The sequence below is a fragment of the Puniceibacterium sp. IMCC21224 genome (assembly GCF_001038505.1).
In the GTDB taxonomy this organism is placed as follows: domain Bacteria; phylum Pseudomonadota; class Alphaproteobacteria; order Rhodobacterales; family Rhodobacteraceae; genus Puniceibacterium.
In genome coordinates, this window is sequence record NZ_LDPY01000001.1 from 1,174,341 (window position 1) to 1,186,497 (window position 12,157).

The window sequence follows — 12,157 nt, forward strand, 5'->3', positions numbered from 1 at the left end:
CCGTCAGAAGCTAGCAGTGCAATCACAGGGCGTCGAGGGGCGCGTTTGCGCCCCCGTCGCGGAATCAGCGAACCATGCCGATGATGTCATAGGTCTGTTGCAGGATCGGCGCAGCTATGGCGCGGGCCTGATCCGCCCCTTTACGCAGGATGGCGTCGATCTCGGTCGGGTTCTGCATCAGGCGGGCCATCTCGGACGATATTGGCGACAGTTTGGCCACGGCAAGATCGGCGAGCATCGGCTTGAATTCGGAAAACTGGCGACCGCCAACATCGCGCAACACCTCGTCCACCGTCTGATCCGACAGGGCGGCATAAATATTCACCAGATTGCGCGCCTCGGGGCGCTCGCTCAGGCCCTTGGCCTCAGAGGGCAGGGCATCGGGATCGGTTCGGGCCTTGCGGATCTTGGACGCGATGGTTTCGGCATCGTCGGTCATATTGATCCGGCTGGCATCCGACGGGTCGGATTTCGACATCTTCTTTGATCCGTCGCGCAGGGACATGACGCGGGTTGCGGTCCCTTCGATCACCGGTTCGGTGATAGGAAAGAAATCGACGCCGTAGTCATGGTTGAATTTGGTTGCGATGTCGCGGGTCAGCTCAAGATGCTGTTTCTGATCCTCACCCACGGGCACATGCGTCGCGTGGTAGACCAGAATATCGGCCGCCATCAGCGCTGGATAGCCGAACAGCCCAAGCGAGGCATTCTCGGCGTTCTTGCCGGCCTTGTCCTTGAATTGGGTCATGCGCTTCATCCAGCCCATGCGAGCGACGCAGTTGAACACCCAGGCCAGTTGCGCATGTTCGGCAACCTGACTCTGGTTGAACAGGATCGACCGGTTAGGATCGACGCCCGAGGCGATGAACCCCGCGGCAAGCTCGCGCGTCTGGCGTCGGAGCGCCGCTGGGTCCTGCCAGACCGTGATGGCGTGCATGTCGACCATGCAGTAGATCGTCTCGATGCCCTGGTTTTGCGCATCGGCGAACCGTTTGAGCGCTCCAAGATAATTCCCGAGCGTGAGGCCGCCCGAGGGCTGTATTCCCGAAAACACCCGCGTCTTGAAGGCGGGAGAGGTTTGGACCCCCTCGGACATGGCAATTCTCCGTCTGATCTCTGGCATTATGGCTGTGGCTGGCTTACCCATGCCCCGATGCGCCGTCAAGCAAAGGGCCCGGACATGCAAAGCGACCACAACGCCAGCCCCGTAAATCCGTTGCCGCCCGTGGTGGTGGCGCTGTTCCTGATGATGGCGGGGGTCGAACTGGCCTTTTCGCTGGGTGCGCGCGGTATTGTGGGCGGACCGGGGGCCATAGGCTGGCGGCTTGAGGCGATCCAGACCTATGCATTTTCCGGCGATATCCTCGACTGGATGTTGGCGACCGGGCAATATCCGGTGCGGCATTTGATGCGGTTTGTCACCTATCCCTTTGTCCATGGCAGTTTCAGCCACGCGATGTTCGCCTGCGTGATGCTGCTGGCGCTGGGCAAAATGGTCGGCGAGGCGCTGGGCCAGATGGCAACGCTGGCGATCTTTGTGGTGTCGGGTATCGGCGGGGCGCTGGCCTATGGCCTGGCGCTGAATGACCCGGTGCCGCTGCTCGGGGCATTTCCGTCGATCTACGGGCTGATCGGGGCCTTTACCTATCTGCTATGGCTTCGGCTGGGACAGATGGGCGCGCAGCAGATCCGGGCGTTTTCGCTGATCGGCATCCTGCTGGGGATTCAGTTGGTGTTTGGTCTGTTTTTTGGTAGCGGCAATGACTGGCTGGCGGATGTGGCGGGCTTTGCCGTGGGATTTGCGAGTTCGGTGGCATTGGTGCCGGGCGGCTTGGCGCGGTTGCTGGATCGGGTGCGCCGGGACTAAAGAACCCGATGAACAGCCCTGGCCGCCACCTAAAAGAAATTGTCCGGCACGATTGGCAGGCGGCGGGCAAACCGGCGCCCCGGCGTCATCGGGAACGGCAGGACAAAGCCCTCTCGCGCTTCAACTGACAAGGCTGCGTTGGCTCGGGCAGCGCGGTTCCAGGTCGCGGCCAGGGTCACGTCCGCGCCCTCTGCGTCCGGTCCCAGCCAAATACCGGCGAGACGTCGCCGCAAGTCCGCAACCACAGCGCTGTCGCGGAACAGCACCGATGCTTCGGTATCCCACAGCATCGAGCGACCATTCAGGTTGGCCGACCCGACCAGCCCGACCTCATCGTCGATCAACAACACCTTGGAGTGGATGTAAATTGGCCCAGCCCCATACAGCAGCGGGCCGTCATGATTCTTTTCGGCTGTCTGGCCCGGCGCGACCAAGGCCACACGTTCACCATACGCCGTCTGAAGTTGATCCAGCGCAGCCATCTGGAGTGCGTGCCCGTGGCGGGCATCCCAACTGCGGGTGCCCTCGAACAGCACGCGGTCTTCGGCAGCGGGAAGCAGGATGACCAACTGCAGCTCGGGCGCGTTCGCCGCGGCGTCGGCCAGCGCTTTGGCAATGGGCTGATAGCGCAGGAACTGCGTCTCGATATAGATATGACGGCGCGCCGCTCCAATCGTTGCAATCAGCGTTTTGATGTGGTCGGTGATCAGTGATGTCGGACCAAAGGCAAGTGCGCCCAGTTTGGGCCGCGACACTGTCCGCACCAGTCGCAGATCCGGCGTGCTTTGCGGAATGGCGCTGTTGTCCATCGGCTGCGCCCGCCCAGCCAGCGAAGCTGCCCCGGCCTCAAGCGCGGCATTCCAGGTGTCGGCAAGATGCGCGCGCAACGTGCCCGCGAAATCGCCGCTGACCTTCATGCTGACGTCATGCCAGGTTTGATTGGGCGCGCGGTCGTGGCTGGCATCGTCAAAACGGCGTTCGTTGATGTCCAGCCCGCCGATCACGCAGAGGCGGCCATCGGCCACAGCGCATTTCTGGTGCAGCGTCACGGGATACAGCGTCGGGCGCTGGTCTTTGATCTTGCGCTGCACCGGGGTCAGGCGTTGCGGATCATCCTGCGCCAGTTCGCCGACCTTTTCGCGGATCATCGAACCAAAGATCAGTTGCCAGACCCGCCCCAGCTTTTGGCCGTGCCGCGCGCAGAGGATTTGCACATCGCCGTCCGCCGCTTCTGCAAAGCCGCTGGCAGAAGCCCAGGCCAACCGGTGCAGATCCGGCATAAAAAGCGGGTCAAAATCCGCCAGAATCAGCCGCAGCCGAACCCCGCGCCGGGCCGCATCTGCCAGCAAGTCGCCCCAGGTCGCGAGACCCTGTTCGCGCAGTTCCGGCGCGCGCAAACGGGTGTGCGGGTCAATGATGCGGAACGACAGCACCAGTTCTTTCTGGGCGCTGGCGACCAGCCGTTCGAGGGCGGGAAACCCCTCGGCGGCAGTGATGAGGGGGGTGAGCGTCATGGTTTGCGAGGTCTCCTGCGGAGGGCTGTGCTAAATTCGGATAGGCGGAAGGCGCCGACCGCCTGTCCGGCGGCGCCATAAACTATAGCGCCCGCAATCAGCAGGACCAGCAATGCAAGGTAACGCCAGCCCGGTGCGACCAGCAGCGGCCCCAGCAGAAGGGTGGTCGCCAGCAGTCCGACCCCCATCAGCGCAGAAGCCAGGCAAATACGCCACAGGCGGCGGCGGAACCGCGCATCGAATCGCGCTACGGGGCCCAGGCGGCGGCCGCCGACGATCAGCAGGACAACCATGACCCAGCCCGCGACCGAGGTAGCGATCGCCGGGGCAACCCAGCCCAGAACCGGGGCCAGACCAATAGCCAGCCCTGCGTTCACCAGCATCGACCAGACTGCGTAGACAAACGGTGTCCGTGTATCCTCACGGGCAAAGAACAGCGGCTGCAATACCTTTTGGAGAACGAAAGCCGGCAGGGCGAGGCCATAGAGAGCGACAGCCATGGCGATGGCGGCGGCATCGTCCGAACTGGTGGCACCGCGTTGGAACAGGACCGACACCATCGGCAGCGGAATCACCACCAGTGCCACGGCACAGGGGATGGTCAGTGCCAGCGAAATCTCGCCCGCGCGGCTGAGTGCGGCCTGTCCGCCAGTGTCATCACCGGCCTTGAGCCTGCGGGACAGATCTGGCAGCAGCACGATCCCGACAGCGATCCCGACAACGCCCAGCGGCAACTGATACAATCGGTCCGCAGCATAGAGCCAGCCAACCGCCTTTTCGAAGTTCGACGCCACTTGCTGACCGACAAGCAGGTTGATCTGCATCACCCCGCCCGCGAGTGCAGCAGGAATGGCGACACGTGTCAGACGCTTCATGTCCGGTGTCAGGCGCGGACGACCGGGGCGCAGGCTGATTCCGGCCTGATCGGCAGCGTACGAGACCAGCGCAAGCTGCGCGACACCGGCCAGCGGTACGATCCAGACCAGTGCAGTCACCACGTCGCCGCCGGCATAATATGCCGCAACCATCGCGGTGATCACAAAGATATTAAGAAAGACAGGCGCGGCTGCAGCAGCAGCGAAATGTCCTGCCGCATTCAATGCGCCCGAGAACAGCGCCGCCAGCGAGATAAAGAAAATATAGGGAAACACGATACGCCCATAGCCAACGGTCAGATCGAAGCGGTCAGTCCCGGCAAAGCCACCCGCCGTGGCGTAGACCAGCGCCGGCATGAAGATCAGCGCCAGAGCGGTCAGGATCAGCAGTACAAAGCTCAGCCCGTTCATCGCATCGCGGGCAAATTTTATCGGATCGTCACCAGCTTCGTACTTTTTCGAAAACATCGGCACAAAGGCGGCGTTAAACGCCCCCTCGGCAAAGAAGCGGCGGAACATGTTGGGCAGGCGAAAGGCCGCGACAAAGGCGTCTAGGACCGGACCTGGCCCAATCAACGCGAGGATTATGATTTCTCGTGCAACCCCAAGGACGCGACTGGCAAGGGTCCAGAACCCGACCGTGAGAATGCCTGACATCAGGCGGATAGGCTTCATTTCGGGCTCCCGCTCCGGGCGTCGTTGGTGACACGATGAGCAGATCTAGCGGATTGCCGTTTAAGGGGAAAGAGGCGCGGCGTGCTGGTCGGCATAGCACGTTCGATTCGGTCTACCCTGCCGGTTTGCGGTGGGTTTGATGCGGGAAAAACCGTGCGGTATAGTATGTGTCGTGACGGTCGGGTGCCCTATAGGATCGATAGGTTGATGAATAAAAACTGGCAAGCCCTCCTTAGCGAGTGCACTTGCCCCCAACCTTGGACCACCTGGGTCTAGAGATTTCCGGCTTTCGTCAGATCGGTGGGCTGGTTTCACCTTCTGATTTTACGAGCATGATCGGTGACTTGTTTCCGATCGCGCTGTGGGGCCGTTCTTCGTTGTAGTATCTACGCCAAGTCTCCACCTTTTCTGCCGCATCCGCAAGGCTCAAGAACCAATGCGCGTTCAAACATTCCTGGCGAAACTTACCGTTGAAGGCCTCGATGAAGGCGTTGTCTGTCGGTTTTCCTGGCCTGCTAAAATCCAAAACCACGCCCCGATGATAAGCCCACAGATCCAGATCCCGAGAGATAAATTCCGGCCCATTATCGACTCGAATGGTCTTAGGATACCCAATCTTGGCACAAGCCAGATCAAGAGATTTAACCACATCCTCACCGCGATAATTGAACCTTACGTCTAGAATTGGCACATAGCGCGAGAACGTATCGACGACGGTCAAAACGCGCAATTTGCGGCCTGTGGCGAGTTGATCATGCACAAAATCCATTGCCCAGACGTCGTTATTCTTCACAGCTTCTGTGCGAGCATCCCGCAGCTTCGCTTTCACGCGACGTTTCGGTGTCTTGTTGCGCAGTTGAAGACCCATCTCCTTGTAAATACGATATGTTTTTTTAGCGTTCACTGGCCAACCCTCACGCTGCAACACAAAATGGACGCGCCGATATCCATATCGAACGCGTGTCTCACAAATCTCCTTAATGCGCTTTTTCAACGCGGCCGGATCGGTGCGGCGGGATTTGTAATGATAGGTCGAGCAATCAAACCGCAAAGCACCACATGCCTTTCGGATCGACACACGCCAATCAGACCGCATCCCATCGACAAGCTCACGCTTTCGATCCGGCCTTAGAGCTTTCGCTTGATAACGTCCTGCAACATCTCACGATCCAACGTCAGATCAGCGACAATCCGTTTCAAACGGTTGTTCTCGTCTTCCAGATCACGCAACCGGCGCATCTCTGACGGCATCAGCCCCTCATACTTTTTCTTCCAGTTGAAATACGTCGCCGGACTTATCCCGGACTTGCGGCAAATCTCCGCAACCGTCGTGCCCTCATTACCTTGCTTAACAATAAACGCCTTTTGGGCGTCCGTGAATTTGGATGCTTTCATCGCGTCCACTCCTTTTCCAGCCAGGAAAGTAGCAGTCGGAAACTCTAATTCAAAATGGTCCAGTTTTTAGGGGGCAGAGCACCTCCACCTTTTCCAGCCTCCTTAACATATCCCGGTAGGCGATTTGGTATTCATGCAAGATCCGTTCCGGGCGGCTGTCTGCCTCGGCCTGAGGGATGCCACTGGCCTCACAGAACTGGGTCAGGAAGGCGTCGGTGCCCTCGGGGCGCATTATCCCCCAGTATTCCTCTGACGACGCCTCAGCGAGCGCCAGAGAGTTCTCATACGGTGCGCGCTGATAATCGGACCTCGGGCCATCTGCGCCCAGCCGGTCTGTGGCTTTGGCGAGGCTTGCCGTGAAATACGCGTGTATCAGCTTTCGGAGTTCATCATGCCGCATCTCGGTCGGCACTCCGTTGCTGAGTAGTGAGGAACTGCACAAGGCGAGATACCGGGCTAGGCACCCAGCGTACTTTGGGCAGCGTGTCCGAAGTGATACCCGGACTGTGTGTCTCTTGGTGGTAGCTGGTTGCTTTGGCATAGGCCAGCGGAAGTAGAAAATGCCGTGTCGGGAGCGCGAAAGGTATGAGTCGAAATGCATCTCTGTGCCTCACCTGTGTGGCACACCTATCTAAATCTTCTCTAAGACGTTGATCTTGAAGGAAATGGTGGAGCCTAGGGGGATCGAACCCCTGACCTCCTGCATGCCATGCAGGCGCTCTCCCAGCTGAGCTAAGGCCCCATTCCTGCACTGACGATATCTTTTTGCCAGTGCCGTAGCGCTGTGCCCGTTCAGGACACTGTGCGCGCTCTGTTACGCAAAGCTACGGGGGGGATCAAGGGAAAAATCAGCCCCCCGGAACAATGCTTCAGTCGTCGTCGGTTGCAACGTCCTTGATATCGTCGAGCGAGACGTTCTCGTCATCGTCGTCGTCATCCGCCAGAACATCGTCGTCGTCGTCCAGATCCACATCATCTTCGTCGAGAACGTCTTCGTCTTCGTCCTCTTTAACCTTGGCTTTGCGGGTCGCGCCATCGGCCGCGTCCGCCGCGATCATGCTGCGTTTGTTGACATCAACCTCGACAACCTCGCCCGTGTAGGGGCTGATGATCGGGTTCTTGTTCAGGTCATAAAACCGTTTGCCGGTCGTCGGGCAGACGCGCTTGACGCCCCATTCTTCTTTGGGCATGGGAAGTCCCCTTCGCTCTCTTGATCCATGTGGACGATCCGGGCCAACTGCCATAACACTAAACCGGTGTCAAAGGCTTTGGCCGCATAACTCTTGATAGGTGTATATGGGCGATCTCACGCTCCCCGGCAACCCTCCGATTCCTGTGATCTTGCGACGATCGGCGCGCGCGCGTCGGCTGAGCCTGCGATTGTCGCAGTTGGACGGGCGTGTGACGCTGACCTTGCCGCAGCGTTTGCCCCAGGCGCAGGCGTTGGCTTTCCTGCATGAAAAAGAGGGCTGGTTGCGCAGCAACCTGGCGCAACAAGCCGAAATCGTGCCTGTCGGGCGCGGCGCGATGGTGCCGGTCGAAGGGAATGTGCGCCAGATCCAGTGCGTTCCGGGGCGCGGCATCCGTCTAGAGCCCGGCGCGATTCTGGTGCCTGGTGATCCGGCGCGGGTGGCGCCGCGTCTGCTGGGGCATTTCAAGGCGCTGGCGCGTGACCGGCTCGCACAGGCGTCGGATGCTTACGCAACGGAACTGGGGCGACCCTACACGCGGCTGACGCTGCGTGACACCCGGTCGCGCTGGGGATCCTGTACCAGCGATGGCGGGTTGATGTATTCGTGGCGGCTGATTCTCGCCCCGCCAGAGGTGTTGCGCTATGTCGCGGCGCATGAGGTGGCGCATCTGGCCGAGATGAACCATTCGCCTGCTTTCTGGGCCGTGGTCACGCAACTCTATGGCAACTGGAAAACACCGCGTCTTTGGCTGCGAAACCATGGTGCAGATTTGCACCGTTACCGGTTTGGCAATTGACGCCGTCGAAATTTGTGATCACAAGCGCCGCATGAGAAGTGTTCCACGTACACAAGAGGCCGTCGTTTCGGCCCATGACCGGGTCTACCGCGGGCTGCGGTCGCGGATCATGCTGGGACAGATTGCTCCGGGTGAACCGCTGACCCTGCGCGGCATCGGTCGGTCGTTTGAGGTGTCGATGACACCCGCCCGCGAAGCGGTGCAGCGGCTGGTTGCCGAAGGCGCGTTGTCAATGTCGAACTCGGGGCGGGTTTCGACGCCGGAGCTGAGCAATGAGCGGATCGAGGAGTTGGCGGCGCTACGTGCCTTGATCGAGGTCGAGCTGGCCAGCCGGGCGCTGCCAAGGGCGCATATGGCCTTGATAGATCGGTTGCAGGCCGTCGATGGCACCATTTTGCAGGCGGTATCGAACCGCGATGCGGTGGGCTATATCCGTGGCAATCTGGAATTTCACCGAACCTTGTACCTGCGTTCCCAAGCGCCCGCGATGCTGGCCATGGCAGAAACCGTCTGGCTGCAACTTGGCCCTACCATGCGCGCGCTTTACGATCGACTGCGTCGCACCGAGGCGCCGCAGTTTCACCGACTGATCATTGCGGCCCTCAAGGCGGGGGACGAGCCGGGGCTGCGGCTCGCCGTGCGGTCGGACGTCACGCAGGGTCTGCGTATGCTGATCAACTGACGGCGCGGGGGGCGCGACATCGGTTCAGAAATCCAAGCCTAATCGCGCATCGAGCCGGACAGTCGTCGCGAGGTCACCACCACTTGCGGTGATGCCCGCGCTCCAGATCGCGCCAGAACCCGCAGTGTAGGACGCACCGGCACCGACGCGCAGTTCGATCCCCTCGGCTGACCGTGCCTTTAGTGATCCGCTGGTGCCCGCGGTGCGGTAGCGAATGTCGGAACTGTCTGTGTCGGCATGGTAAAATACATCGGCACTGACCCAGGGCGACAGCGTCAGATCGCGCGGCTGGCGTTCCGCCTTGACCCCCAGGCCAAGCCGCAGGCGTTCATAGCTGCGTTCATCAAAGCTCATCGCGACGCCGGACGACGCGGATTCGGTAAAGGCGTCCTCGCTCACATGGAAGTAAGCCAGACTCGAGCGCCAGCTTGGGCGCCAGTTGCCGTGTTCGATGGTCTGGCCGACGCCGACGATCGCGCTCCAGCGCTGTTGGTCGGTGCTGCCATGGGCGGTGCCCGCGCCAGTCTCGCGGCTGTAATCGACATCTGCTTTGCCGTAGAACACCGACGCCGAGACGTCGAGCGCGCCAACCCCGAACCCGACGCTAAACCCCGCGGATAGGTTGTCGATATCCTGGGTCGCGCCGCCATCACTGACGCTGGCGCTGGATTGGGTCTGAGCCACGGACAGCGCGTAGTAGCCGCCAGATCCAAGCGGCCCGCCGATCCCCCCCATCAACCCGCTGGTGCCGATATCAAACCCGGCGACGCCATCCTCTTTGTCATACGAGGCAAAGGACCCCAGCCCGCGGGCGAATCCAAAGGGGCGGGACGGGGTGTTGCGTGCCATACCCTCGGACTGGCTCAGTGCCTGATCCAGAACCGAGAGGCTGTCGTTGTAGCTGCCGGCTGCCACGGCATCAAAGGCCGCCGGGCTGGTGCTGGTCAGTAGAACGCTGTTGGTGGTGTAGACCAGATTGTACTGCAGGCGACCGGATGACGCGTCAAGCACCCCAGCGGTATCGTCGATCTGTGAAAATGTGCCGGTCAGGCCGTTGACCGCTGTCAGGATCGGAGTCTGAATATCGCCGCTCAGCGGCGTACCCGTCAGGCGAAGCGTGCTGTTGTCCAGAACTGCGATCCCTGTGTGAGAGACGGCAAAGCCCTCGGACTTTTGTTCGTCGACCAAAAGGATATTTGCAGTGCCTGCGTTGCCAAACACGTTGATTTCAAGCATGCCGCCGGTCGGTTCAAACCGCGAAACGGTCATCGAGGAAGCAGTGGTGCCGCCCGGCATTCCGGGGGCTGTGGTACCTGTGCCATCGACCATTCCCATCACCATGCCAACACCGTCCAGACGCGCGGCGCTGCCCAAGCTGATGTCGCCCAGCACGGCCCCGTTGATATGTACCGCGTCACTTCCGCCGGTGGCCAGGATGTCGCCGGCGATATTGCCAGTTGCCGCGACATTGATCGTATCGTCCGAACTCGAACTGGCGTCGATCGCCACGGCGCTGGCTCCGGTGGCCTCAACCTCGCCGAACACATCGACGGTGTTGCTGTTGCCGCCCAGTTGCAACAGGGTCAGTTCGTTGCCATAGCCTTCGATGATACCGTCAGCTTCGACTGTGATGGTCGTATCGGTTGCGGTCACGCCAACGCCATTGTTGCCGTAGTAAACATATGTCGGCACGGCCGCGTCAAATCCAACGTCTGTCTCAATCCAGCGCTGCCCCGAGGGCTGGATGGTAAAGGCGTCGCTGACTGTCATCGTTGTGTCTGCAACAGTGGTGGCGGTGCAAGTGGTTCCTGTCGCGTCAGAGGTGCATCCGCCCGGATTGTCCTGATAGGCGTTATACAGAAACACGGTTTTTTGCAGGTCGTAGTAAACGCTGTTGATATCTGATGGCAGAAAATCCCGGTCGGACGGCAGGTTCAGAAACGTGTTAAGATCGCTGACGATAAAGAGGTCATCCAGTGGTGTAGTGGTGTCGCCGGGATAGTGGAACATCAACGTCTGATAGCCGCTCAGCTCGCCGCCGTGGCCCAGCATGAATGCGCCGGTTTCAGTGCTGTGCTGCCCGTAGATGCCCAGACCGTAGCCACCTTTGATCGTGCCGATCATGCCGTTCATGTCCGTGGTGTTGACCAGGCGTTCCGCAAAGACGGCAGGGTCCAGCGTGCCTTGGGCATTGGTGCTCACTTCGACCAGCCAGTTCAGCTGGTCCTCTATGTTCGAGATCATTGCGCCGGCAGAGTTTGGCACCGATGGCGTCGTATCGGTAAAGTCGCTGAGCGTGCCGTATTGGTCCCACGTGCCGTTGGTGTGCTGGTCGGTCCCCCACTCGATGCCTATGGGGTATAGCGTGTTGGTCAGGTTCAGCGGCGTAATCACCTCGTCTGTGATCAGCGTGCCGATGTCGCGGCAGTTTCCAGCCTGACAACTTGCCGCCTCGGCAATGATCCCGGCAAGCATGAAGTTCGCGTTCGAATATTCAAATGTGTTCTGGTCGCCGGGTGTCATGGTTGGCGCTTGAGCAAGGCTTGCGGTTAGCAGTTCCTGCCGGGTCAGATCATAGTCGCCGTCGTTGGCGTTCCAGACGTCCAGCACTGTCTGGCCGGGATGGATCGGATCAGGACCGGCCAAATATTCTGCAACCCCGGTGCGCATCGACAGCAAATCGTGTATGGTCAGGGTCTCGCGCAGGCTTTGTGACATCACCGACAGCGCTGAGGTTGCGTCGGGTTGCAATTCGTACCAGTGTTGGAGGGTGTCATCGAGGCTGACAACGCCATCATCGACAAATTGCAGCACGACAGTGCCGGTATACGTCTTGGTTTGACTGCCGATGTGAAACCTGTCGTCCACAACTAGCGCGCGACCGCCCTGCGAAGCAGAGGTCGGTCCGGTGACCCCTGTGGCGTCGGTCCATCGGGTGCCGTCACCAAACTGAATTGCAGCAGTTGACCCATAGAATCCGTATGCGCCAACAGTCGATTCGTGAGCGATGTCCAGCAATTCGGTCAGAGCAGGTGAATTTTGCGATGACGCAGCGTAAGGTGATAATATTAAACAAATGATTAACGTCGTGCGGTTGTTGTTCACTTTGCGCATAAAACCTGATTCCTCAAAACAGAATGTTGTTTTCTAACATATATTT

The 12,157-nt window shown here is 60.1% G+C and carries 10 protein-coding genes and 1 tRNA gene; 3 read left to right on the forward strand and 8 right to left on the reverse strand.

Annotation, left to right across the window (positions count from 1 at the left end):
- Nucleotides 1-64: 64 nt before the first annotated feature.
- Nucleotides 65-1,096: a tryptophan--tRNA ligase gene (trpS, locus tag IMCC21224_RS05475; protein WP_047994496.1), complete on the reverse strand. Its 1,032-nt coding sequence runs from the start codon at nucleotides 1,094-1,096 to the stop codon at nucleotides 65-67.
- 84 nt (nucleotides 1,097-1,180) lie between these two features.
- Between trpS and IMCC21224_RS05480 the strand changes: the two genes are divergently transcribed.
- A complete protein-coding gene (locus IMCC21224_RS05480; RefSeq protein WP_047994497.1) occupies nucleotides 1,181-1,867 on the forward strand; it encodes a rhomboid family intramembrane serine protease in 687 nt (228 codons plus the stop codon).
- Between the two features lie 29 nt (nucleotides 1,868-1,896).
- Here IMCC21224_RS05480 and IMCC21224_RS05485 read toward each other — a convergent pair whose 3' ends face one another.
- From IMCC21224_RS05485 to IMCC21224_RS05515, 6 genes are all read right to left on the reverse strand, one after another.
- Nucleotides 1,897-3,381 carry a phospholipase D family protein gene (locus IMCC21224_RS05485; protein ID WP_047994498.1) on the reverse strand — a complete coding sequence of 495 codons (1,485 nt, stop codon included), beginning with the start codon at nucleotides 3,379-3,381 and terminating at the stop codon, nucleotides 1,897-1,899.
- On the reverse strand, nucleotides 3,378-4,931 hold the full coding sequence (gene murJ, locus IMCC21224_RS05490; protein WP_047994499.1) for a murein biosynthesis integral membrane protein MurJ: 1,554 nt from the start codon (nucleotides 4,929-4,931) through the stop codon (nucleotides 3,378-3,380). Before murJ ends, IMCC21224_RS05485 begins: the two co-directional genes overlap by 4 nt.
- A 292-nt stretch (nucleotides 4,932-5,223) precedes the next feature.
- A protein-coding gene (locus tag IMCC21224_RS05495) for an IS3 family transposase (protein ID WP_156178069.1) occupies nucleotides 5,224-6,326 on the reverse strand; the annotation gives its coding sequence in 2 pieces (ribosomal slippage) (nucleotides 5,224-6,065 and nucleotides 6,065-6,326; 1,104 coding nt in all).
- Nucleotides 6,327-6,375: 49 nt separating this feature from the next.
- Nucleotides 6,376-6,726, reverse strand: coding sequence for a hypothetical protein (locus IMCC21224_RS05505; RefSeq protein ID WP_047994500.1), 351 nt, complete (start codon nucleotides 6,724-6,726; stop codon nucleotides 6,376-6,378).
- Nucleotides 6,727-6,992: 266 nt separating this feature from the next.
- Nucleotides 6,993-7,068: transfer RNA gene (locus IMCC21224_RS05510), tRNA-Ala, on the reverse strand.
- A 127-nt stretch (nucleotides 7,069-7,195) separates the two neighbouring features.
- The gene (locus IMCC21224_RS05515) at nucleotides 7,196-7,516 is read right to left on the reverse strand and encodes a TIGR02300 family protein (protein ID WP_047994501.1); all 321 of its coding nucleotides are present in this window, start codon (nucleotides 7,514-7,516) and stop codon (nucleotides 7,196-7,198) included.
- Between the two features lie 106 nt (nucleotides 7,517-7,622).
- On the opposite strand from IMCC21224_RS05515, the gene IMCC21224_RS05520 reads away from it, so the two are divergent.
- Nucleotides 7,623-8,315, forward strand: coding sequence for a M48 family metallopeptidase (locus IMCC21224_RS05520; RefSeq protein WP_047994502.1), 693 nt, complete (start codon nucleotides 7,623-7,625; stop codon nucleotides 8,313-8,315).
- Nucleotides 8,316-8,346: 31 nt separating this feature from the next.
- Nucleotides 8,347-8,997 carry a GntR family transcriptional regulator gene (locus tag IMCC21224_RS05525; RefSeq protein WP_047996889.1) on the forward strand — a complete coding sequence of 217 codons (651 nt, stop codon included), beginning with the start codon at nucleotides 8,347-8,349 and terminating at the stop codon, nucleotides 8,995-8,997.
- A gap of 24 nt (nucleotides 8,998-9,021) precedes the next feature.
- Here the strand turns inward: IMCC21224_RS05525 and IMCC21224_RS05530 are convergent, their stop codons facing one another.
- The gene (locus tag IMCC21224_RS05530) at nucleotides 9,022-12,015 is read right to left on the reverse strand and encodes a serine hydrolase (protein WP_197089167.1); all 2,994 of its coding nucleotides are present in this window, start codon (nucleotides 12,013-12,015) and stop codon (nucleotides 9,022-9,024) included.
- Nucleotides 12,016-12,157: the final 142 nt, after the last annotated feature.

Excerpts from the sequence above, each read along its gene's own strand:
- trpS (WP_047994496.1), bottom strand. The coding sequence starts at position 1,096 with ATGTCCGAGGGGGTCCAAACCTCTCCCGCCTTCAAGACGCGGGTGTTT.
- IMCC21224_RS05480 (WP_047994497.1), top strand. The coding sequence starts at position 1,181 with ATGCAAAGCGACCACAACGCCAGCCCCGTAAATCCGTTGCCGCCCGTG.
- IMCC21224_RS05485 (WP_047994498.1), bottom strand. The coding sequence starts at position 3,381 with ATGACGCTCACCCCCCTCATCACTGCCGCCGAGGGGTTTCCCGCCCTC.
- murJ (WP_047994499.1), bottom strand. The coding sequence starts at position 4,931 with ATGAAGCCTATCCGCCTGATGTCAGGCATTCTCACGGTCGGGTTCTGG.
- IMCC21224_RS05505 (WP_047994500.1), bottom strand. The coding sequence starts at position 6,726 with ATGCGGCATGATGAACTCCGAAAGCTGATACACGCGTATTTCACGGCA.
- IMCC21224_RS05515 (WP_047994501.1), bottom strand. The coding sequence starts at position 7,516 with ATGCCCAAAGAAGAATGGGGCGTCAAGCGCGTCTGCCCGACGACCGGC.
- IMCC21224_RS05520 (WP_047994502.1), top strand. The coding sequence starts at position 7,623 with ATGGGCGATCTCACGCTCCCCGGCAACCCTCCGATTCCTGTGATCTTG.
- IMCC21224_RS05525 (WP_047996889.1), top strand. The coding sequence starts at position 8,347 with ATGAGAAGTGTTCCACGTACACAAGAGGCCGTCGTTTCGGCCCATGAC.